Below are 21845 nucleotides of genomic sequence, written 5' to 3'. Positions count from 1 at the left end.
TTCCATGCTACTCTTCGGGCATGTTCAGAATGCTCTTTTTTCCTGCCGCGCTATGCCTGTTCATCGCTGCCGGCGCGCGGGCCGGAGCTGCGGTGCCGCTGGTGATTTATGGCGACGATGATTATCCGCCGTACTCCTATGTTGAACATGGCCAGATGAAAGGCATCTACACGGAGATCGTGCGCGAAGCCGTGCAATCGATGCCGCAGTATGCGGTGCAGCTGCGCCCCGTGCCCTGGAAACGGGGCGTGCTGATGCTGCAGACGGGCGAGGCGTTTGCCCTGTATCCACCGTATTCGTGGCGCAGCGAGCGGCCGTATGTGCGCTATTCCGTGCCGCTGCTGATGGAGCAGCTGGTGGTGCTGTGCAACCAGGACGTGCTGGCCAAACGCACGCTGCGGCAGTGGCCCGCCGATTACGGCGGCCTGCACATCGGCGTGAACGCGGGTTTTTTGCTGGGCGATGCGAAGCTGACGGCTGCCGTTCAAGCGGCCAACATCGTGTTCGATACGGCCAAGGGCACGCGCACGAATCTGCTCAAGCTGATGCGCGGGCGCATCGATTGCTATGTCAGCGACCGCCTGTCGGCGCAGTGGGAATTGCAGCGCATCCGGCGCGAGGGGCCGCCGGGCACGCCGATGCAGGCGATACACGAAACCGCACAGCTGGCCAGCCAGCAGGGCCACCTGGGTTTTACGGAACGCCGGCCTGCCGCCTACCCGTATCGCGATGATTTTATCAAACAATTCAATGCCGCCATCGTGCGCATGCAGAACAATGGCGCGATCCGCCGCATCGTCGACCACGCATTGCAACCCTGACGTTGCAACCTTGATTTCCCCCGATGGAGAAGACCATGAAAAAATTGCTGTTCCTATGTGTGCTCGTGCTGGCCGGCTGTGTGGGCCGGCCCGAGAATATTCATCCCGTCAATAACTTCGACACGACCCGCTATCTGGGCAAATGGTATGAGATCGCGCGCCTCGATCATTCCTTCGAGCGGGGCCTGAGCCAGGTGACGGCCGATTACAGCCTGCGCCAGGATGGCGGCCTGAAAGTGCTCAACCGCGGCTACAAGGATGCGGACGCTGTCTGGAAGGACGCGGAAGGCAAGGCGTATTTCGTCGACAAGAAAGACGTGGGCTACCTGAAGGTGTCGTTTTTTGGTCCCTTCTATGGTTCCTACATCGTCTTCGACCTCGACCAGCAAAATTACAGCTATTCCATGATCAGCGGCCCCGACAAGTCTTACTTTTGGTTGCTGTCGCGCACGCCAACCATGGACCCGGCCTTGCAGCAGCGCCTGGTAGAGAAAGCCGCTGGCCTGGGTTTCGATACGTCAAAATTGATCTATGTAAAGCAAAACTGACCTTGCTTGCCTGCCGCCCATTCGTGGCGGCATACCGCCTTCTGGCTGTTGCTTTTCTGCATGTTATTTCTTGCAATACCACTCTGATTCACTCACAATCTGCTCCAAAGTAGTGCGCTGCGGCGCGCTGCCATTCCGGTGGCGAGTGTCCGTTGCGCCACCGCTCGTGATTGCCGCACGGCAGATGCCTGCTATATGATACGTAGCAGTAGGTCGGTTTCGTGGCGTCTGTGCATCGTTTTTCTTCAGATAGGAATCACGCAATGAAAAACCTCAAAATCGGCGTACGTCTCGGTGGCGGTTTTGCCGCCGTTCTGCTCCTGTTGACCAGCCTGACCGTGGTGGGCATCGTGCAGATGCAAAGCGCCAGCAAGGAAACCGATGCGCTCGTCAACGTCAAGGTGCGCAACGAGCGCCTGATCGGTGAATGGACCAAGGTCATCGAGGTCAATGCGGCGCGCACGGCAGCCGCCTGGAAAGTCAGCGATCCCGAACACCAGAAGCAGTTTGAACAGGAAATGGCGGTCTCGTCTGCACGCGCCACGGAAATCCAGAACGATATCGGCAAGAGCGAACTGAGCCCGGACGAGCAGGCGCTGTACCAGGAAGTGCTGAACACGCGCAAGGCCTACACGGAAGTGCGCAAGAATGTGTTCAAGGCCAAGAATGCGGGCGACCTGGAACTGGGCAAGCGCCTGTACGAAGGCGACATGGCCGTCAAGCGCGACATCTACCTGGCGTCGCTGAAGAAGCTGGAATTGCTGGAAGCCAAATTGCTCGATGAAACCGCCGCGCAAATCCGTTCGCGCTACGAGAATGGCCGCATGCTGCTGATCTCGCTGGGCGTGGTGGCCATCTTGCTGGGCATCGCCTGCGCCTACTGGATCACGCGCTCGATCACGCGCCCCATCACGCGTGCCGTCGAAGTGGCGGAAGCCGTTTCCGCCGGCGACCTGACCAGCCATATCGTCGTGGAAAGCCGCGATGAGACAGGGCAATTGATGCATGCGCTGAAAAACATGAACGATAAGTTGGTCAGTATCGTGGGCCAGGTGCGCGCGGGCACCGAGTCCATCAGTACGGCGTCGAGCGAAATTGCCGCCGGCAACCTGGACTTGTCGTCACGCACGGAAGAGCAGGCCAGTTCGCTGGAAGAGACGGCGTCTTCCATGGAAGAGCTGACGTCCACCGTGAAACTCAATGCGGACAATGCGCGCAGCGCCAACCAGCTGGCCATCGACGCGTCGCAGATCGCCAGCAAGGGCGGCGTGGTGGTGTCGGAAGTGGTCAGCACCATGGGCTCGATCAACGATTCCTCGCGCAAGATTGTCGACATCATCAGCGTCATCGACGCCATCGCCTTCCAGACGAATATCCTGGCCCTGAATGCGGCCGTGGAAGCGGCCAGGGCCGGCGAGCAGGGCCGTGGGTTTGCCGTCGTGGCGTCCGAGGTGCGCAACCTGGCGCAGCGTTCCAGCGCGGCGGCCAAGGAAATCAAGGGCTTGATCGACGATTCCGTGCAAAAGGTCGAGGCCGGTTCGCAGCTGGTGGACAAGGCGGGCCGTACCATGGACGAGATCGTGCAAAGCATCAGCCATGTGACGCAGATCATGAACCAGATCACCGACGCCAGCGATGAGCAGCGCGCCGGCATCGAACAAGTCAACCAGGCCATCGGCCAGATGGACCAGGTGACGCAGCAAAACGCGGCCTTGGTGGAAGAGGCGGCCGCGGCGGCCGAATCCATGCAGGAACAGGCGGCCAAGCTGGCTGACGTGGTGGGCCTGTTCAAGCTCGATGCAACGCAGCACTATGTTTCGGCCAGTGCTGGTCCGTCCATGACAGCGTCTGCGCCAGCAAAATCTGCCACTCGACCTGCACCCGCCATCCAGCCTGCCAGGCACCGCGCGCCGGCGGCAACCGTAGCCGCGCCCGCGCCGGGCAAGGCGGCGCAAGCGGAAGCTGCGCGCGCACGCGTGCCGAAGGCGCCGGTGGCGTCGGGCGCCGACGAATGGGAAGAGTTTTAAGCGCAGATTCCCCTTGGCATGGCGTGGGCGCTACAATCGCGGCTTGAAGACAGCCGCGAACCCGCTCCGCCATGACTACCCGCCGTACCTCCAGCCCGATTTCCAGCGCTATCTCCAGCCCTGCCGCTGCCTCGTCCTCCCTGGCGGAACCCGCCAAACGGGCGCGCTGCCCAGTCTGCCTGCGCGCCGCATCCAGCTGCATTTGCCGCTGGATCGCCCCCGTTTCCCACGCGGTGGAAGTGCTGATCCTGCAGCATCCGCTGGAAATCCACAATGCCAAGGGCAGCGCCCGCTTGCTGCACCTGAGCTTGCCCAACAGCCGCATGTTGACGGGCGAGCAGTTTGCTCCCGATACGCTCGCTGAATTGCTGGACGGCAAGCACAACGTGCTGCTGTATCCGGATACGCCCGGCGACCGTTCGCTGGGCATCGCGCCGCCGCCAGCGCTCGACCCCGCCATCTTGCTTGATCCGGCCCGATTCTCGGCCCGGTTGCGGCTGGTGGTGCTGGATGCTACCTGGCGCAAGAGCCGCAAGATGCTGTATCTGAATCCCCTTTTGCAACAGCTGCCGCGCCTGCCCCTGCGCGATACGCCCGCATCCCATTACCTGATCCGCAAGGCGCACGCGCCAGACCAGCTATCGACCCTGGAGGCGACGTGTTATGCCCTGATGCAGTTGGAGCAGGACGCGGACCGCTTCGTTCCCCTGATCGCGGCATTTGACGGCTTTGTCGCGCAGCAGTTGAGTTATGTCATGCCGCATGGTGAAAAAGCGTGAAACGGCATCACGCCAGCCCTTGATCTTGCCCGCGCAGCGGCATAGTATACTGTACGTATATACAGTTGATGGGGCCGTTCATGAAAGCAATCATTCCAGAGCACGATGACAGCTTCGCCGGGCAAGCCATGTTGCCGCCGCAATCGCTGAAAGCCCGGAAGGGGCGCGGGGCAGTCTCGAACCTGCAAGGGCGCTACGAGGTGCACGCGCGCGCCGGTTTCGATGACGGCTGGAGCGTGGGATGCCTGGATGAGGAGGCTGGAGAGGCGGCGGCGCCGGGCTGGAAGACGCAGGTCAGCGACGAGCAGGCGCGCACCATCCTCACGCGCAATGCTTCGCCCGATTTGCCGTTCAATGTCTCGCTGAATCCATACCGGGGCTGCGAACATGGCTGCATCTATTGCTTTGCCCGCCCCACGCACAGTTATCTGGGGCTATCGCCGGGCCTGGACTTCGAAAGCCGCATCTACGCCAAGGTGAACGCCCCCGAACTCTTGCGGCGCGAACTGGCCAAGCCATCCTATGTGACCGAACCGATCGCCGTGGGCGTGAACACCGATGCGTATCAGCCGTGCGAACGCGAACGGCAGCTGACGCGGCGCGTGCTGGAAGTGCTGCACGAATGCGACCACCCCGTGGCGCTGATCACGAAATCGTCGCTGATCGAGCGTGATATCGACATTCTGGCTCCCATGGCGGCCCGGCGCCTGGCCGCCGTGGCCGTCACTGTCACCACGCTCGACCCGGCCATCGCGCGCACCCTGGAACCGCGCGCTGCCGCCCCGGCGCGACGCTTGCGCACGATCCGCACCCTGACGGAGGCGGGCATCCCCGTGGGCGTGAGCATCGCGCCCATCATCCCGTTCGTGACGGAACCGGAAATCGAGCAGTTGCTCGAAGCCGTGCGCGACGCGGGCGCCATCCACGCCCATTATGTGGTGCTGCGTCTGCCGTGGGAAGTGAGCCCCCTGTTCCAGCAATGGCTGGAAGCGCACTTCCCCGAACGGGCCCAGCGCGTGATGAACCGGGTGCGCGAAATGCGTGGTGGCAAGGATTACGACAGCGCGTTCGGCGCGCGCATGCGGGGCGAAGGCGTATGGGCCGACCTCATCCGCCAGCGCTTTGAAAAAGCCGTGCACCGGCTGGGCTTGCATGGCAAGGGCGGCCGCTTCAAGCAGCTCGATTGCACGCAGTTCCGTCGCCCGCTGGTGGTGCCGCCGCTGGGCGCGAAAGTAAAAAATGGCAATGCGGGGCAGCTGGATTTGTTTTAAGTTAAGTCATTCTCGCCGCCGAGAATGCTGGGGCGCGCTCACGAGCTGAAAGGCGGGCGACGCTGACCTGCGGCCGGGGGATTGCCGCAGGTTGCCGGGAGCGGCGCGCCATCGTCCGGGCATCTTGAGGCAGGGTCTTGCCCGGGCACCGCAGGGTGCCGCGGTGCTGCCGTGCGGTGCTATGTTGGGGTGCTATCCTGCCGCGTTATTCTGTGTCTGTGTCTGTGTCTGCATCTGCATCTGTGCCAGATGTTGCTCGATGGCAAAGACATGGGGATCGCTCTTGCCCAGCTCGCGCAGGGCGCTGGCCAGGTGCAGCAGGTATTCGCTGTTCGGGCCGCTGGGGCCGTTTGAACGGGCGATCTGGCGCGCGATGTCCAGTTCCGGGGCGGCACCGAGGAAGGCGGCGTTTTCCTCGTTGGCGATGTACACCAGGCCTTCGACCTTGCTGCCATCGTCGAAGGTGATGTCGGTGGCTAAACGCAGGTAGCCGTTCTTTTCTCGGTGGTCGAGGTGGGCGAAGACTTCGGGCGTGATCAGGTAAGCCATGCCATCGCACACGGCGCCTGCCTGCGGCACGATGGTGGCGACCCGGCCCGGCGCCATCGGCGTGCCCCGGTGGTCGTGCGAACCTTGCCAGAAGCGCCGCGTCCAGCCGGCGATGCTGGCCGGGCGGCGCTCGATGTAGGGGAAATCGGCCTTGTAGATCAGCGAGCCATAGCCGAACAGCCAGACCTGTGCGTGGCCATCGAATTTGTTCATGCGCTGGTTGATGGCGATGGTGGCGGCGTCGATGGACGACAGCTCGTTCAGGGCAGCTTGGGTCATGGTGCGGGCGGTATGGAGTGATGCGCCATTATAAAGGGGCGGCGGCCGAACCGTCCGCAGGCAAGGCCACGCGTGCTGCGCCGCCGTTCGCCCCCACGTTCCATTCGTGCGTCTCGACGAACTGGAACAGGAAGGCCATGAAGCTTTCGGCCGCCGGCGACAGCGAACGTCCCGTCTTCGTGTAGACGAAGAAGCGCCGCGTCAGTTCCGGCTCGTGCAGGGCGCGCATGTGCAAATCATATAGTTTGACCATCGGTTCCGCGTACGGCAGGCAGACCGTGATGCCGAGGTTGGCGCTGACCATGGCCAGCGCCGTCGTCATGAAGGTCACTTCGTTATAGGGGTTGAGCGACAGCTCGCGAAACGCGCCGTGCATGTCGCGCAGCAGGCGTTCAGTAAATTGCCCCTGCAGCGAAATGAACGGGTAGTCGCCCACGTCGGCCCAGGTGACGCGCTCTTTCTGCCGCAGCGGATGCTGCTCGGGGTAGACCAGCACGAAGGGCATTTCGAACAGCACTTGCGCGGCGATTTCCGCCGTCGGATCGCGTTCGGGACCGATGCCGAAATCGACTTCGCCGCTGAAGACGCGCGCCGAGACATTCTCCACGGGGCAGTCGACGAGGCGCAGCTGCACGTCCGGGTGCGCCTGCCGGTAGGCTGCGATCACTTCCGGCAGCAGGGTGCACGCCATCATCTGCGGCGCGGCAATGCGCACCAGGCCTGTCTTCAGGGCCTTGCGCTGGGCGATGCCAGCCATGGCGCCATCGAGGTCTTCGATCATCTTTTCAAACAGCGGATACAGTTCGCGGCCGATTTCGGACAGCTGCGCCTTGCGCGTGCTGCGCTCGACCACGCGCACGCCCAGCACGCTTTCCAGTTCCTTGATCAAACCGCTCAAGGCGGACTGCGTCACGTGCAGGTATTCGGCGGCCAGGGTAAAACTGCCGGTCTTGGCCAGTGCCACGAAGGCGCGCATCTGTCGCAGGCTGGGACTCATAAGATAATCCGATAAATCAATGGTTAAAAATTGTTTGTATGATAGCTGGAACTCGATTCTAATGGTGAAAAGCTGAAAAACAGGCCAGCCATTGCGCCCAGGGCGCCATCCATTGGAGACAAGCACATGAAGATCAAGCAAATCCACCACGTCGCCTACCGCTGCATCGACGCGAAGAAGACCGTCGAGTGGTACGTCAAGCATTTGAACATGAATTTCGTCCTCGCCATCGCGGAAGACCTGGTGCCGTCGACCAAGGCGCCGGACCCGTACATGCACGTCTTCCTCGACGCAGGCCAGGGCAATGTGCTGGCCTTCTTCGAGCTGCCGACGCAGCCGCCGATGGACCGCGACCGCAATACCCCGGCATGGGTGCAGCACCTGGCGCTGGAAGTGGGCAGCATGGACGAACTGCTGGCCGCCAAGGAGCGGCTGGTGGCCGGCGGCATCGAGGTGCTCGGTCCCGTGAATCACGCCATCTTCCAGTCGATCTATTTCTTCGACCCCAACGGCCACCGCCTGGAACTGGCGGCCAACGTGGGCACGCCTGAAATGATGGCCAAACTGGACGCCGTCAAATGGGAAATGCTGGAAGAATGGTCGCAGACGCGCCGCGCGCCGAAACACGCCGCCTGGATGCACGCGCCGGCGGAAGCCTGAGCGCGGTAGCTTGAATACGGCAGACCGACACTCTCTGACATACATCGAACAAGGAACACCATGAAACTCGCAACCCTGAAAAACGGCAGCCGCGACGGCGCCCTGATCCTCGTCAGCCGCGACCTGCGCCAGTACCAGCGCGTGGCCGCCATCGCGCCCACCCTGCAGGCAGCGCTCGACAACTGGGACGCCGTCGCGCCGAAACTGGAGCAGGCGTATGCCGACCTGAATGCGGGCCAGGCGCCGGACGCCCAGCCGTTTGACGCGGCGCTGTGCCACTCGCCGCTGCCGCGCGCCTACCAGTGGGCAGACGGTTCCGCCTATATCAACCACGTGGAACTGGTGCGCAAGGCGCGCAACGCGGAAGTGCCGGCTTCGTTCTACACGGACCCGCTGATGTACCAGGGCGGCTCCGACAGCTTTATCGGTCCGCGCGACCCGATCTTCGCCCTGTCCGAAGAGTGGGGCATCGACCTGGAAGCGGAAGTGGCGGTGATTACGGGCGACGTGGCCATGGGCGCCGGCGTGGACGACGCGGCGAAGGCGATCCGCCTGGTGATGCTGGTCAACGACGTCTCGCTGCGCAACCTGATTCCGGGCGAACTGGCCAAGGGTTTCGGTTTCTTCCAGTCGAAGGCGGCCAGCGCGTTTTCGCCCGTCGCCGTCACGCCCGATGAGCTGGGGGCCGACTGGGCGGACAGCAAGCTGCACCTGCCGCTGCTGGTGGACCTGAACGACAAACCGTTCGGCAAGCCGAATGCAGGCGAAGACATGACCTTCAACTTTGCCCAGCTGGTGGCGCATGCGGCGAAGACGCGCGAACTGGGCGCCGGCAGCATCGTCGGTTCGGGCACCGTGTCGAACAAGCAGGGCAACCTGTTTGGCTCCAGCATCGAGAACGGCGGCGTGGGCTATTGCTGCCTGGCCGAGGTGCGCATGTATGAAACCATCGAACACGGTTCGCCAAAGACGGCGTACCTGAAGTTCGGCGACACGGTGCGCATCGAGATGCGCGACGCGGCCGGCGCCAGCATCTTCGGCAGCATCGAGCAGACCGTGGCCCCGTACGCTGGTCGCGCCTGAGGGGAGGGCGCCCCATGAAGCTGTACACCTATTTCCGCAGTTCGGCCGCCTATCGCGTGCGCATCGCCCTCAATTTGAAGGGCATCGCCTACGACAGCATCCCCGTGCATCTGCTGCAGGACGGCGGCCAGCAACTGCTGCCCGTCTACCGCGCCGTCAACCCGTCGGCCCTGGTGCCTGCCCTCGATGACGGTGGCGCCATCCTGACGCAGTCGCTGGCGATGCTGGAATATCTGGACGAGACGCGGCCAGCCGTGCCGCTGCTGCCGGCCGATGCGCTGGGACGCGCCAGGGTGCGCGCGCTGGCGCTGGCGATCGCCTGCGACGCCCATCCGCTGACGAATCTGCGCGTTTTGAAATACCTGAAAAATACCCTGGGGCTGTCGGACGAGGCCAAGCAGGAGTGGTACCGCCACTGGATGGCCGAGGGGCTGGCGGCCGTGGAAGCGCTGCTGGCGCAGGGCGACCCGGCCGGCACGGGCCTGTTCTGCCATGGCGGCAGCCCGACGATGGCCGACTGCTGCCTGGTGCCGCAGGTATTCAATGCACAGCGTTTTGCCATCGACCTGGCGCCGTACCCGCGCGTGGCGCGCATTCACGCGCATTGCACCGGCTTGCCTGCGTTTGCCGCCGCGCATCCGTCGCAGCAGCCTGACGCAGAATAAGTTTGATCCGCATCAAGCCGCGAACCGCCCCGGCCAGCATGCAGGCCGGGGCTTTTTTATGCGTGCTTGATTTTGGGCAGTCAATGCCAGCTTGCCGGTAGGCTACAATTTGCGTTTGCCCAAATACTTCACGCCCCATGACCGCAACAATCGTTCCTGCCAGCATCACCGATGCCCTGTCCCTGGCGCACGCTTCCTGGCGTCCCATCCTGCTGCGCGGCTTGCAGGCCGTGATGGCGGCCGACCCCGCCTACCTGCCGGCGCTGGCCGTCGACGATTACCTGCCCACGCAGGGCCGGCTGTTTGCCGCCTTTGCCTTGCCGCTGGCACAGGTGCGCTACGTGCTGGTGGGCGAGGGACCGTATCCGCGCGCCGAGAGCGCCACGGGCGTGTGCTTCATGGATGGCGCCGTCGGCAGCCTGTGGTCGGCGACGGGCCTGTCGAAGCCCGTCAACCGCGCCACGTCCCTGCGCAACTTCATGAAGATGCTGCTGGTGGCCGATGGCCAGTTGCAGGGTGGCGACACGTCCGGCGTGGCCATGGCGCCCGTGGCGGCCGCCGCGCAGCTGCCGGGCAGCGGCATGATCCAGACCCTGCCCGACTTGCAGCGCAAGATGACGGAGCAGGGCTTCTTGCTGCTCAACGCGGCACTGGTGTTCCGTTCCCACGTGCCGCCCGTGCAGGATGCGCGCGGCTGGCTGCCCTTCCTGCAGGTGGTGCTGGAAGCGCTGGCGCAGCAGGGCGGGGCGGCCAAGCCGCAGCTGGTGCTGTGGGGCAAGATCGCCGAGCTCATCAAACGCCTGCCGGTGGCCGCATCCTTGCCGCAGGTGACGGCGGAACATCCGTATAATCTGTCCTTTATCGGCAATCGTGACATGCAGGCCTTGTTTGGGCCGATGCAACTATTGCGTGCTTGAGCTTGAATCATCGCCTGTCTGGCGGAAGTGCGGGGAATATGCAAATCAGTAACGTGGAAGAATTGAAGGCGTGGATCGCGGCGGGCGGCGTGCCCGACTATCTGTATTTCTGGGGCCACACGCCGGCGCAGCCGCAGGTGGCCGACAAAAGCTGCTTCAGCCAGTGGTTTCCGTCACCGTTCAGCCTGGCCGGCGTGACGTATGCGACGGCCGAACACTACATGATGGCGCAAAAGGCGGCCCTGTTTGGCGACACGGCCGTCCAGGCGCGCATCGTGGCGGCCGAGCGGCCGTCGGAAGTGAAGAAGCTGGGACGCGAAGTGGCGAACTTTGACGCCAAAGTATGGGAAGCGGCACGTGCCGGCATCGTCTTCGATGGCAATTTTGCCAAGTTTTCACAAAAGGCCGCGCTGCGCAAGTTTCTGCTGGGCACGGGCGAGCGCGTCATCGTCGAAGCCAGTCCCGTCGACCGCATCTGGGGCGTGGGCCTGGCGTCAGACAATCCGCGCATCCTGGACCCCGCCAGTTGGGACGGCTTGAACCTGCTGGGGTTTGAACTGATGAAAGTGCGGACCGCTTTACGGGGCTGAGAACGCCCTGCGATTTCCCGACTGTTGTTTTCCTGAAGCCGCCGCGCCTGGCGCGGCCGGCCATGCCCCTTCCAGCCCTGTGGTCATCGAGGGGCGCTCTGACAAACCCCGCCGAATTTGTTATACTTGACTAAATCATTCAACTACTCGGGGTTTGAGGAGTTGAAAAACCGCAATATTTTAAACCAGTTGACCAGAGGATGTATGCGTCTGACTACAAAAGGCCGTTTTGCCGTGACAGCGATGATCGATCTTGCCCTGCGCCAGGGCAAGGGACCGGTCACCTTGTCCGGCATCAGCCAGCGCCAGTCGATTTCCCTGTCCTACCTGGAACAGCTGTTCGGCAAGCTGCGCCGGCATGAGATCGTCGAGTCGATCCGCGGCCCAGGCGGCGGCTACAGTCTGGCGCGCCGTGCAGACAAGGTGACGGTGGCCGACATCATCATCGCCGTCGACGAACCGCTGGATGCCACGCAGTGCGGCGGCAAGGAACATTGCCACGGCGCCGACGCGGCCACGGGTGCGCGCTGCATGACGCATGAATTGTGGTCCACACTCAACGAAAAAATGGTCGATTATCTGGATTCTGTGTCCTTGCAGGACCTGGTCGACCAGCAGAGACAAAAGATTGCCGAACAAAGCGTGATGGTGATGCACCGTAACCACGCCGCCCTCGGTTGATAATGACAAAAATACCAGTTGCTGATTGCAGGAGTTATTGATGAACGCCCCAGAAAAAAACGTAGGCCAAGTGCACTTTGAAACCGCACCGCATTTCCCGATCTACATGGATTACTCGGCCACCACGCCGATCGATCCACGCGTCGCCGACAAGATGATTCCGTACCTGCGCGAGCAGTTCGGCAATCCGGCATCGCGCAGCCATATGTATGGCTGGACGGCGGAAAAAGCCGTGGAAGAGGCGCGCGGCTACGTGGCGGCCCTGGTGAACGCCGATCCGCGCGAAATCATCTGGACGTCCGGCGCGACGGAAAGCAACAACCTGGCCATCAAGGGCGCGGCACAGTTCTACAAGACCAAGGGCAAGCACATCATCACCGTCAAGACCGAGCACAAATCGGTGCTGGACACGGTGCGCGAACTGGAACGCATCGGCTTTGAAGCGACCTACCTGGAACCGCAGGACAACGGCTTGATCACCGTCGAGCAGCTGGCCGCGGCCGTGCGCCCGGACACCATCCTCGTGTCGGTCATGCTGGTGAATAACGAAATCGGCGTGATCCAGCCGATCGACGAAATCGGCGTGTTCTGCCGCTCGAAAGGCATCATCTTCCATTGCGACGCTGCGCAAGCGACGGGCAAGGTCGTCATCGACCTGCAAAAGACCAAGGTCGACCTGATGACCTTCACGGCACATAAAACCTACGGACCGAAAGGCGTGGGCGCCCTGTACGTCTGCCGCAAGCCGCGCGTGCGCCTGGAAGCGCAGATGCACGGTGGCGGCCATGAGCGCGGCCTGCGTTCGGGTACCCTGCCGACGCACCAGATCGTCGGCATGGGCGAAGCGTTCCGCATCGCCAAGGAAGAAATGGACAGCGAAATCGGCCGCATCAAGGCCTTGCGCGACCGCCTGGCCAAGGGCTTGCAAGAGATCGAAGAAGTCTACATCAACGGCGACATGGACCACCGCGTGCCGCACAACCTGAACGTGAGCTTCAACTACGTTGAAGGCGAGTCGCTGATCATGGCGATCAAGGATATTGCCGTGTCGTCCGGTTCGGCCTGCACCTCGGCCAGCCTGGAACCATCGTACGTGCTGCGCGCCCTGGGCCGCAGCGACGAACTGGCGCACAGCTCGATCCGCTTCACCATCGGCCGCTTCTCGACCGAGGAAGACATCGACTTTGCCGTGAACCTGCTGAAATCGAAAGTACACAAGCTGCGCGACCTGTCGCCGCTGTGGGACATGTTCAAGGATGGCATCGACATCAATTCCATCCAATGGGCAGCCCACTAACCAACACCGTGGCCCCTGTTGACGGGGCCGGCAAGAATATTAAAGGAGCATCAAAATGGCTTACTCGGACAAAGTACTCGATCACTACGAAAACCCGCGCAACGTGGGCGCTTTCGACAAGGGTGATGAAACCATCGGCACCGGCATGGTAGGCGCGCCTGCCTGCGGCGACGTGATGAAACTGCAGATCAAGGTCGGCGCCGATGGCCTGATCGAAGATGCGAAATTCAAGACCTATGGCTGCGGTTCGGCCATCGCATCGAGCTCGCTGGTGACCGAATGGGTCAAGGGCAAGACCCTGGACCAGGCACTGGCCATCAAGAACACGCAGATCGCCGAAGAACTGGCCCTGCCGCCAGTGAAGATCCACTGCTCGATCCTGGCGGAAGACGCCATCAAGGCGGCAGTATTGGACTACCAGACCCGCCATCCGGCAGCGTAGAGCGCCTGAGAAAACGCCCATGGCTGCGTTGCATTGCCTTGTCGTACTAGTCGTACTGCCTTCGGCAATGCGCCTTGCCCTGAACGTTTTTCAGGCACTCTAGAATTTGTTGGATTTTGATACCTGTTCCCATGTGGGAACAGGAGCGGAGAAATACATGATCACACTGACCGAAAAAGCGGCGAAACACATCAACCGTTATATCGAACGGCGCGGCAAGGGCATGGGCCTGCGCTTTGGCGTGCGGACCACAGGCTGCTCGGGCCTGGCTTACAAGCTTGAGTATGTCGATGAAGTGGCGGCCGAAGACAGCGTCTTCGAATCGCACGGCGTGAAAGTCTTCGTCGACCCGAAAAGCCTGCCTTACATCGACGGCACGGAACTCGATTTCGCGCGCGAAGGCTTGAACGAAGGCTTCAAGTTCCACAATCCGAACGAAAAAGACGCCTGCGGCTGCGGCGAGTCCTTCAGGATTTAAACAGCTGGCAAGACCCCGGTCGGTGCGCTGTACCCATCGATTGCGGTACAGCGACCACTGACCATTATGCAAAACCACTTCGAATTATTCCAGTTGCCGGCGCAGTTCTCGCTCGACATGAGCGCGCTCGACTCTGCCTACCGCGACGTGCAGGGCAAGGTCCACCCGGACCGTTTCATCAACGCCAGCAGCGCTGAAAAGCGCGTGGCGATGCAATGGGCCACGCGCGCCAATGAAGCCTATCAAACCCTGAAAAGCCCGCAAAAGCGCGCGCAATACCTGTGCGAACTCAATGGCGTCGACCTGCAGACGGAGTCGAACACGGCCATGCCCGTCAGCTTCCTGATGCAGCAGATGGAATGGCGCGAAGAGCTGGGCGACGCCCGCGCCGGCAAGGATGCCGACGCGCTCGACGCCCTGGACCGCCAGCTGCGCGGCGAACGCAAGGCCTTGCTGGCCCAGGTGGCGGCCCAGCTGGACTCGGCCGACTACGCGAATGCCGCGCAAAGCGTGCGCGCCTTGATGTTCCTCGACAAATTCGGCGAGGAAGTGCGTTTTGCCTATGAGGCCATCGAGGCTTGACCAGGCGATCGCTTGACCGGCGTGCCAAGCGCCAGTCTGGCCCGCGACTTATAATGCGCGTCAGGCATCAACTGCATCACGCAAAAAATTAATCGAGGCACGAATACAATGGCACTTCTGCAAATTTCCGAACCAGGCATGTCGACCGCGCCGCACCAGCACCGCCTGGCCGTCGGCATCGACCTTGGCACCACCAATTCCCTGGTCGCCACCGTCCGCAACAGCATCCCCGAGGTGCTCAACGACGAAGACGGGCGCTCCTTGCTGCCCTCCGTCGTGCGCTACCTGCCGAACGGCCACGCCAACATCGGCTACAAGGCCCTGGCCGCGCAAACCACCGACCCGAAGAACACCATCGTTTCCGTGAAACGCTTCATGGGCCGCGGCCTGGCAGACATCGCCTACGCGGAAAACCTGCCCTACGACTTCCAGGATACGCCTGGCATGGTGCAGCTGAAAACCGTGGCCGGCGTGAAAAGCCCCGTCGAAGTGTCGGCGCAAATCCTCGCCACCCTGCGCCAGCGCGCGGAAGATTCCCTCGGCGACGACCTGGTGGGCGCCGTGATCACCGTGCCAGCCTACTTTGACGACGCGCAGCGCCAGGCAACCAAGGATGCGGCGCAGCTGGCCGGCATCAACGTGCTGCGCCTGCTGAGCGAGCCGACGGCCGCCGCCATCGCGTATGGCCTCGACAACGCTTCCGAAGGCGTGTACGCCGTGTATGACCTGGGCGGCGGTACCTTCGACATCTCGATCCTGAAACTGAGCAAGGGCGTCTTCGAAGTGCTGTCCACGGGCGGCGACTCGGCCCTGGGCGGCGACGACTTCGACCGCCGCCTGTTTTGCTGGATCAGCGAGCATGCCAAACTGGCGCCGCTGTCCGACGAAGACACGGCCATCCTGATGGTCAAGGCGCGCGAGATCAAGGAATTGCTGTCGACCAAGTCGGAAACGACGATCGACGCCAAGCTGAACTCGGGCGAAGAAATCCATCTGCGCATCACGGCCGAAGAATTCGCTGCCATGACTTCGCACCTGGTCGTGAAAACCATGAACGCCATCAAGAAAGCCCTGCGCGACGCGAACGTGGATGCGGACGACGTCGACGGCGTGGTGATGGTGGGCGGCGCCACGCGCATGCCGCACGTGCAGCGCGCCGTGAGCGAATTCTTCCACACGACGCCGCACGCGAATATCGACCCGGATAAAGTGGTGGCGCTGGGTGCGGCCATCCAGGCGAACTTGCTGGCAGGCAATCGCGCCGCCGGCGACGACTGGCTGCTGCTGGACGTGATCCCGCTGTCGCTGGGCATCGAGACCATGGGCGGGCTGGTGGAAAAAATCATCCCGCGCAATTCGACCATCCCGTGCGCCAGAGCCCAGGAGTTCACGACATTCAAGGATGGCCAGACGGCCCTGGCCGTGCACGTGCTGCAGGGCGAGCGCGAACTGGTCAGCGATTGCCGTTCCTTGGCGCGCTTCGAGCTGCGCGGCATTCCGCCGATGGTGGCGGGCGCCGCGCGCATCCGCATCACCTATCAGGTCGATGCGGACGGCTTGCTGTCCGTCTCGGCGCGCGAATTGCGCTCGGGCGTGGAAGCGTCGATCAGCGTCAAGCCGGCGTATGGCCTGGGCGACGAGGACATCGCCCGCATGCTGCAGGATTCGTACACGTCGGCCGACGTCGATATGGTGGCGCGCGCGCTGCGCGAAGAGCAGGTGGAAGCGGAACGCATCCTGCTGGCCACGCAGTCGGCGCTCGATGAAGACGGCGGCTTGCTCGATGACGCTGAACGCGTCACCGTGGATGGCTTGATGAACAAGGTGCGTGACGCTATTGCGCAATCGCAAAGCGGCGCCATCGATCACCAGGCCCTGAAGCTGGCGATCGAGGCGCTCGCCGACGGCACCGAGGATTTCGCCTCGCGCCGCATGGACCGCAGCGTGCGCACGGCTCTGACCGGCAAGTCCCTGGACCAGGTCGTATAAAACTAATTGAACAGCGGGCCGCGCACATGCCGCGGCCGCGCCCCGAATGACAGACTGAAAGAAGACACCATGCCACAAATCGTTATCCTGCCGCACGCCAAGCTTTGCCCGGACGGCGCCGTCATCGAAGCACCTGCCGGCAAGTCCATCTGCGACATCCTGCTGGAAAACGACATCGACATCGAGCACGCCTGCGAAAAATCGTGTGCCTGCACCACCTGCCACGTGCTGGTGCGCGAAGGCATCGAATCCTTGAACGAAGCGACGGAACTGGAAGAGGACATGCTGGACAAGGCCTGGGGCCTGGAAGCCGTGTCGCGCCTGTCGTGCCAGTCCATCGTGGCCGAGGCCGACCTCGTCGTCGAAATCCCGAAATACACGATCAACCAGGTCAGCGAAGGCAGCCACTAACATGAAATGGTCCGACATTCACGTGATCGCAGAGGCTTTGTTCGACGCGCATCCGGACATCGATCCCCTGACCGTGCGTTTCACCGACCTGCACAACTGGGTGGTGGAACTGGACGGCTTCGACGATGACCACACGCGCGGCGGCGAAAAAGTGCTCGAAGCGATACAGATGGCGTGGATCGATGAAGCGCGCTAAGGGCGCGGCAACCGCCGCCACCGTCGCCGCTGTGCCGAAAGACGTCATCACCGCCGCCAGCAACATGCCCGAAATCAAGGATGGCCAGTCGGTCGCCTTGCTGCAGGAATTGCACATCCTGACGCGCGACGGCAAGATGAACCAGGACAGCCGCCGCAAGCTCAAGCAGGTGTACCACCTGACGCAGTTCATCGAGCCGCTGCTGCGCGAAGTGCAGCTCGATCATCCTGGCGTCTCGCTGGTCGACCACGGTGCCGGCAAGTCCTACCTGGGCTTCATCCTGTACGACCTGTTCTTCAAGAACGGCAACGACGGTTCGCACATTTACGGCATCGAGACGCGCGAAGAACTGGTGCAGCGTTCGCAGGAGCTGGCGAAGAAATTCAAGTTTCCCGGCATGTCGTTTTTACCGCTGTCCGTGGCCGAATCGACGGAATCGACCTTGCTGCCGCAGCAGATCGACATCGTCACGGCCTTGCACGCATGCAACACTGCCACCGATGACGCCATCCACTTTGCCTTGAAGAAAAAGGCGAAATTCATGGTGCTGGTGCCATGTTGCCAGGCGGAAGTCGCTTCCGTGTTGAAGAAGAACAAGGGCAAGAGCCTGGGCAAGAATGTCTTGACGGAACTGTGGCGCCACCCGCTGCACACGCGCGAGTTCGGCAGCCAGATCACCAACGTGCTGCGCTGCCTGCAGCTGGAAGCCCATGGCTACCAGGTCAGCGTGACGGAACTGGTGGGCTGGGAGCATTCGATGAAGAATGAGCTGATCATCGCCAGTTACAAGAACTTGCCGCGCCAGCGCCCGACGGAACGCTTGCAGGAAGTGCTGCAAACCCTGGGCCTGGAAGAGATGGGGCACCGTTTCTTTGCCGAGGAATTGGCCAAGGCCACGGCCTGATTGTTGGATTGCGCGGCAAGCCGCGTAATCCAACCTGCCTGATGCGCCACGTAGGTCGGATTAGCGCAGCGTAATCCGACAACCACCTGCGCAATCAACAAGAGGGGAGGAGCGGGTCGGTTACAATACCGGCTTTCTCCTCCTCTTGCTTTTTGCGCCTCCCCATGACCACACCTATTGAAATGCCCACCGTCCGCCTGGCCAAGCGCCTGTCTGAAGACGTGCCCTGTTCGCGCCGCGAGGCCGAGCTGTATATCGAGGGCGGCTGGGTAACGGTCGATGGCGTGCTGGTGGAAGAGTCGGGCGCGCGCGTGGCCGACAATCAGACGGTGGTGTTGCTGCCGAATGCGACCCTGGAAGAAATGCCGCCCGTGACGATCTTGCTGCACAAGCCGGCCGGCATCAATGGCGGCGTGGGCGCGGAAGGCAAGCCAGCCTTGAGCTGTTTGCGTCCTGAAGAAATTTTTACACCGGAAAATGTGGCGCCCAGCTCCGTCACGCGCTTCCTCAAGCGCCACCTGATCGGCCTGACCATCACCAATCCGCTCGAGACCATGGCTTCCGGCTTGCTGGTGTTTACGCAAGATTTCCGCGTCGCCCGCAAGCTGGTCGACGAAGCGAAAACCGTGGAGCAGGAATTCATCGTGGAAGTGTCGGGCGCCATCGCCGAGAATGGCCTGGCGCTGCTCAATCACGGCTTGCCCTTCAATGGCAAGCCTTTGCCGCCGATCAAGGTCAGCTGGCAAAATGAAACGCGCTTGCGCTTTGCCCTGAAAAACGTGCAGCCGGGCCAGATCGCCCACATGTGCAAGATGGTGGGACTGGACGTCGTCGCCATGAAACGCTTGCGCATCGGCCGCATTTCGATGGGCGCCATGCCGTCAGGTCAGTGGCGCTACCTGCAAGGTTACGAGAGGTTCTAAAGCTGCGGCGCCGTGATGGCGTGGTTTTCCGCAAAGCTTTTCCATAGCCGTTCGGCAATATTCAAGGCGATGGTATCGGCCTTCTCTTGCAGGGCCGCATTGCCCATGCTCTCGGTCGTGGCGAAGAACAGGGTCAGCCAGCGGCGGAACATGCAGGGCGTCAAATTTTCCATTTGCGCGTGCTGGGCCAGCGGCTTGCCGTGGTAGCGCATGGTGCCGCGCAGCAAGCCTGACCAGAAATCGATTAATGTTGCCAGATGGGCATCCCAATCCTTGACCTCGGCGGCAAAGATGGGACCCAGCATGGCGTCGTCGCGCGCGGCTGCATAAAAGGTGTGGACGAGATGCTTGACTTCGTCTTCGCTGCAGACTTCCTCGCGGTAGGGGGCGAAGCGTGTGTGGGGGAGGGGGGCGGTATTATTCATGGCATGCCATGATCGCAGAGCCCCCGTGGCGCTTCAATGACCCAGGTCAAGCCGCGCAAAAACTCAGGCGGCGACTTTCTTCGACTTCTTTGCGGGGGCCGGCAATTGGACGATCTGTGTGCCCACCAGCTTGTCGTGCAGGAATTGCCCATTGCCCGTGAACAGGGCCGTGCTTGACCAGGCCAGGATGCCGATGCCGATGGCACCCAGGGCAGTCCAGTGCTGCAGGTCGAAGGCATACGCCGCCACGAGCGCTGGCAGCAGCCACATCCATGACAGGACGTAACGGTACGCGGCCACGCGCAGCGGCACGTGGGCATGGCCCGGCAGTACCAGTTGCAAACGCCACGTCTTCATGGCCAGGGTTTGCCCTTCGCGGCTCCATTGATGGATGAAATACGCCCCCATGACGAGGAAGGCCAGGCATTGGCGCATGTGTTCCGTCAACGGCGTATGCGCGCCTTGCACGGCCAGTTCAAACAGCAGGAAGGGCAGGAACAGCACGGCCAGGGCCAGCAGCGACTCGTACACCATGGAAATCAGGCGACGCTTGATAGTGGGATGGGAAGTGATGCTGGCGGCAGGCGTGCTATTTGACATTGGTTGGCAGTGGGGCAGGCGTGGTAGGTGGCGTGACTGGCACGGCGGCAGGGTCGCTTGCCGGCACTGCCGGCGCTGCGGGAGCGGGCGGCAGGACGGGCACGGCGGCGGCAGGCGTTGCCGGCGTGGCGGGCGCCATGAGCACGGGCGGCTTGCTCGTGTTGGAATTGATCGCGGGCACTTTGCCCAGCGGTTTCTTCGGCACGAGTTCCGTCGCCAGCTTTTTCTTTTGATCTTCCGGCAATTGCTGGTACTGCTCCCATTGCGCGGTTTTTTGACCCGGATCAATCTTCTTCGTGCGCGTATAGTTTTCGCGCACGAGGCGGCGCTGTTCCGGCGTCAGCTTGATCCATTCGCGCATGCGTTCATGCACGCGGGTTTGCTCGTCCTGCGTCATGGAGGCAAAACGGCTGGCGATATCGAGCCATTTCTGCTTGCGCAAGGCTTCCAGCTTGTTCCATTCGCCCGCCAGCGGCTGCAGGGCTTCCTGCTGCGCGCGCGACAGCTTGTTCCAGGACGGGTTATCGCTGGCCTTCGGCGTGCCGCCTTTGCCTGCCGTGCGGGGGGAGCCGGGCTTGACGGCCGGGGCCGGGGGCGGCGCCACCACGGGCGCGGCCGCCACGGGAGGGGCGACGGGAGCGGCATGTTGCTGCGCTCCTACCCAGGCGGCGCCAGCGAGGGCGCAGGCACCCAGGCCGATGCCGCCAGCCAGCCAGCCTTTGCGTACGCTCGAGCGTGCCATGTTTATTGCTCGCGTTTCGTCAGGTAGGCGTTGAAGCCATGGTCCATGTAGGCGGAGAGCGGCAGTTCGTCCGATAGCACGGCGGCGTCGATTTCTGCCAGTTCGGCAATATGTTGTTCCTGCTCAAACTGATAGATGCCCACCATGCCGCCGACCAGCAGCAGCAGGGGGATGATCACGCTCATGCGGCCCAGCCACGACAGCGGTTCGACAAACAGGCTGCTGGCCACGCCGGCGAACACATTCTGGCGCACGGCGACGGCGGCGGGCGCGTCCGCCTTCTTGCGCGACAGGGCCAGTTTGCGTGCCGCTGCCAGGCGATCGGTGGCCGATGCGGGCAGGTCGTCGAGTTTTTCGTTCAGTGCATGGCGCACTTTGTAAGCGAAATTGAGATCGTCGGTGTTCATAATTTAATTCCCTTGGCTTTCAGCGATTCGGCGAGCGTGTGGGTAGCTCTAGAGCAATGTGTTTTCACGCTACCTTCGGAGCAACCCATCGCTTCCGCTGTTTCAGCCACATCCATGTCCTGCCAATAACGCATGAGGAAGGCTTCGCGTTGACGTGAGGGCAGTTTTTGTACCTCTGCATCAATCAAATCAAGGATTTGCGCGCGTTCGACCTGGTCGGCCGAGGATTCGGCGGCGCTGGAGCCCTGTTCCGATTCATAAGTATCAAGTATATCAAAATCCTCATGCTCGTCGCCCGAGGGCTTCATGCCGGAGAAGAGGCTGACCCAGGTGTTGCGCACTTTTTCGCGACGGAAATAGTCGAGTATGGTGTTTTGCAAGATGCGCTGGAACAACATCGGCAGCTCGGCGGCCGGCTTGTCGCCGTACTTTTCGGCCAGCTTGATCATGGCGTCCTGCACGATGTCGAGTGCCGATTCTTCCTTGCGGACCGCGTAGGCGGCCTGCTTGAAAGCGCGCCGCTCGACATTTTCTAGAAAGTCGGATAATTCTTTGTCTGTTGCCATGCGGTATGGGGCGAGC

At 62.2% G+C, this 21845-nt stretch carries 27 protein-coding genes; 20 read left to right on the top strand and 7 right to left on the bottom strand.

Going from position 1 to position 21845, the window contains the following annotated elements; translation table 11 throughout:
- The first annotated feature begins 29 nt into the window (after positions 1-29).
- The 5 genes from O3297_RS13245 (at position 30) to O3297_RS13225 (ending at position 5446) form a co-directional block, all read left to right on the top strand.
- Positions 30-821: an ABC transporter substrate-binding protein gene (locus O3297_RS13245; RefSeq protein WP_305048901.1), complete on the top strand. Its 792-nt coding sequence runs from the start codon at positions 30-32 to the stop codon at positions 819-821.
- Positions 822-856: 35 nt separating this feature from the next.
- A complete protein-coding gene (locus tag O3297_RS13240) occupies positions 857-1369 on the top strand; it encodes a lipocalin family protein (RefSeq protein WP_305048900.1) in 513 nt (170 codons plus the stop codon).
- 263 nt (positions 1370-1632) lie between these two features.
- Complete coding sequence (locus O3297_RS13235; protein ID WP_305048899.1) at positions 1633-3396, top strand: methyl-accepting chemotaxis protein; 1764 nt, start codon at positions 1633-1635, stop codon at positions 3394-3396.
- Between the two features lie 71 nt (positions 3397-3467).
- Positions 3468-4175, top strand: coding sequence for a tRNA-uridine aminocarboxypropyltransferase (locus tag O3297_RS13230; RefSeq protein ID WP_305048898.1), 708 nt, complete (start codon positions 3468-3470; stop codon positions 4173-4175).
- A gap of 128 nt (positions 4176-4303) precedes the next feature.
- Complete coding sequence (locus tag O3297_RS13225; protein WP_305049672.1) at positions 4304-5446, top strand: PA0069 family radical SAM protein; 1143 nt, start codon at positions 4304-4306, stop codon at positions 5444-5446.
- 192 nt (positions 5447-5638) lie between these two features.
- Here O3297_RS13225 and O3297_RS13220 read toward each other — a convergent pair whose 3' ends face one another.
- Together O3297_RS13220 and O3297_RS13215 are read right to left on the bottom strand one after the other, a co-directional pair.
- Positions 5639-6274: a gamma-glutamylcyclotransferase gene (locus tag O3297_RS13220; RefSeq protein WP_370385406.1), complete on the bottom strand. Its 636-nt coding sequence runs from the start codon at positions 6272-6274 to the stop codon at positions 5639-5641.
- 28 nt (positions 6275-6302) lie between these two features.
- The gene (locus tag O3297_RS13215) at positions 6303-7271 is read right to left on the bottom strand and encodes a LysR family transcriptional regulator (protein WP_305048897.1); all 969 of its coding nucleotides are present in this window, start codon (positions 7269-7271) and stop codon (positions 6303-6305) included.
- A gap of 126 nt (positions 7272-7397) precedes the next feature.
- Between O3297_RS13215 and O3297_RS13210 the strand changes: the two genes are divergently transcribed.
- From O3297_RS13210 to O3297_RS13140, 15 genes are all read left to right on the top strand, one after another.
- Positions 7398-7931, top strand: a complete 534-nt coding sequence (locus tag O3297_RS13210) for a VOC family protein (RefSeq protein WP_092606169.1) — start codon at positions 7398-7400, stop codon at positions 7929-7931.
- Between the two features lie 60 nt (positions 7932-7991).
- Positions 7992-9014, top strand: coding sequence for a fumarylacetoacetate hydrolase family protein (locus O3297_RS13205; protein ID WP_305048896.1), 1023 nt, complete (start codon positions 7992-7994; stop codon positions 9012-9014).
- Between the two features lie 14 nt (positions 9015-9028).
- On the top strand, positions 9029-9679 hold the full coding sequence (gene maiA, locus O3297_RS13200) for a maleylacetoacetate isomerase (protein WP_305048895.1): 651 nt from the start codon (positions 9029-9031) through the stop codon (positions 9677-9679).
- 137 nt (positions 9680-9816) lie between these two features.
- The gene (locus tag O3297_RS13195; RefSeq protein WP_305048894.1) at positions 9817-10596 is read left to right on the top strand and encodes a uracil-DNA glycosylase; all 780 of its coding nucleotides are present in this window, start codon (positions 9817-9819) and stop codon (positions 10594-10596) included.
- Between the two features lie 38 nt (positions 10597-10634).
- Positions 10635-11186, top strand: a complete 552-nt coding sequence (locus O3297_RS13190) for an NADAR family protein (protein ID WP_034779567.1) — start codon at positions 10635-10637, stop codon at positions 11184-11186.
- Positions 11187-11390: 204 nt separating this feature from the next.
- Entirely contained in the window at positions 11391-11867 is a 477-nt protein-coding gene (iscR, locus tag O3297_RS13185; RefSeq protein ID WP_034779566.1) for a Fe-S cluster assembly transcriptional regulator IscR, read from the top strand.
- 40 nt (positions 11868-11907) lie between these two features.
- Complete coding sequence (locus O3297_RS13180; RefSeq protein ID WP_034779564.1) at positions 11908-13164, top strand: IscS subfamily cysteine desulfurase; 1257 nt, start codon at positions 11908-11910, stop codon at positions 13162-13164.
- Between the two features lie 55 nt (positions 13165-13219).
- Positions 13220-13606 carry a Fe-S cluster assembly scaffold IscU gene (gene iscU / locus O3297_RS13175; RefSeq protein WP_034750082.1) on the top strand — a complete coding sequence of 129 codons (387 nt, stop codon included), beginning with the start codon at positions 13220-13222 and terminating at the stop codon, positions 13604-13606.
- A gap of 157 nt (positions 13607-13763) precedes the next feature.
- Complete coding sequence (iscA, locus tag O3297_RS13170) at positions 13764-14084, top strand: iron-sulfur cluster assembly protein IscA (protein ID WP_010399774.1); 321 nt, start codon at positions 13764-13766, stop codon at positions 14082-14084.
- Between the two features lie 66 nt (positions 14085-14150).
- The gene (gene hscB / locus O3297_RS13165; RefSeq protein WP_151096524.1) at positions 14151-14666 is read left to right on the top strand and encodes a Fe-S protein assembly co-chaperone HscB; all 516 of its coding nucleotides are present in this window, start codon (positions 14151-14153) and stop codon (positions 14664-14666) included.
- Positions 14667-14774: 108 nt separating this feature from the next.
- Positions 14775-16655 (top strand): Fe-S protein assembly chaperone HscA, encoded by a 1881-nt coding sequence (gene hscA, locus O3297_RS13160; RefSeq protein WP_305048893.1) that lies wholly within the window; start codon positions 14775-14777, stop codon positions 16653-16655.
- Positions 16656-16724: 69 nt separating this feature from the next.
- Positions 16725-17066 (top strand): ISC system 2Fe-2S type ferredoxin, encoded by a 342-nt coding sequence (gene fdx, locus O3297_RS13155; RefSeq protein WP_034750070.1) that lies wholly within the window; start codon positions 16725-16727, stop codon positions 17064-17066.
- Position 17067: 1 nt separating this feature from the next.
- Complete coding sequence (gene iscX, locus O3297_RS13150) at positions 17068-17262, top strand: Fe-S cluster assembly protein IscX (RefSeq protein ID WP_070255671.1); 195 nt, start codon at positions 17068-17070, stop codon at positions 17260-17262.
- Complete coding sequence (locus O3297_RS13145) at positions 17249-18166, top strand: SAM-dependent methyltransferase (RefSeq protein ID WP_176385022.1); 918 nt, start codon at positions 17249-17251, stop codon at positions 18164-18166. The genes iscX and O3297_RS13145 overlap by 14 nt, the downstream gene beginning before the upstream one ends.
- Positions 18167-18330: 164 nt before the next feature.
- Entirely contained in the window at positions 18331-19089 is a 759-nt protein-coding gene (locus O3297_RS13140) for an rRNA pseudouridine synthase (RefSeq protein WP_034779556.1), read from the top strand.
- On the opposite strand, the gene O3297_RS13135 is transcribed toward O3297_RS13140, so the two are convergent.
- The 5 genes from O3297_RS13135 to O3297_RS13115 all read right to left on the bottom strand — a co-directional run bounded on the left by O3297_RS13135 (position 19086) and on the right by O3297_RS13115 (position 21829).
- The gene (locus O3297_RS13135) at positions 19086-19514 is read right to left on the bottom strand and encodes a group III truncated hemoglobin (RefSeq protein WP_052139970.1); all 429 of its coding nucleotides are present in this window, start codon (positions 19512-19514) and stop codon (positions 19086-19088) included. The genes O3297_RS13140 and O3297_RS13135 overlap by 4 nt on opposite strands.
- A 63-nt stretch (positions 19515-19577) precedes the next feature.
- Positions 19578-20114 (bottom strand): RDD family protein, encoded by a 537-nt coding sequence (locus O3297_RS13130; protein WP_034779554.1) that lies wholly within the window; start codon positions 20112-20114, stop codon positions 19578-19580.
- The gene (locus tag O3297_RS13125; RefSeq protein ID WP_305048892.1) at positions 20104-20856 is read right to left on the bottom strand and encodes a DUF3106 domain-containing protein; all 753 of its coding nucleotides are present in this window, start codon (positions 20854-20856) and stop codon (positions 20104-20106) included. The genes O3297_RS13130 and O3297_RS13125 overlap by 11 nt, the downstream gene beginning before the upstream one ends.
- Before the next feature lie 2 nt (positions 20857-20858).
- The gene (locus O3297_RS13120) at positions 20859-21263 is read right to left on the bottom strand and encodes a DUF3619 family protein (protein ID WP_099667147.1); all 405 of its coding nucleotides are present in this window, start codon (positions 21261-21263) and stop codon (positions 20859-20861) included.
- Positions 21260-21829: an RNA polymerase sigma factor gene (locus O3297_RS13115; protein ID WP_034779551.1), complete on the bottom strand. Its 570-nt coding sequence runs from the start codon at positions 21827-21829 to the stop codon at positions 21260-21262. Before O3297_RS13115 ends, O3297_RS13120 begins: the two co-directional genes overlap by 4 nt.
- Between the last annotated feature and the right edge of the window lie 16 nt (positions 21830-21845).

It is taken from the genome of Janthinobacterium sp. SUN128, assembly GCF_030587275.1.
Lineage (GTDB): Bacteria > Pseudomonadota > Gammaproteobacteria > Burkholderiales > Burkholderiaceae_D > Janthinobacterium > Janthinobacterium lividum.
Note: the sequence above shows the minus strand (reverse complement) of the source record. Positions and strands in the feature narration are given on the sequence as shown.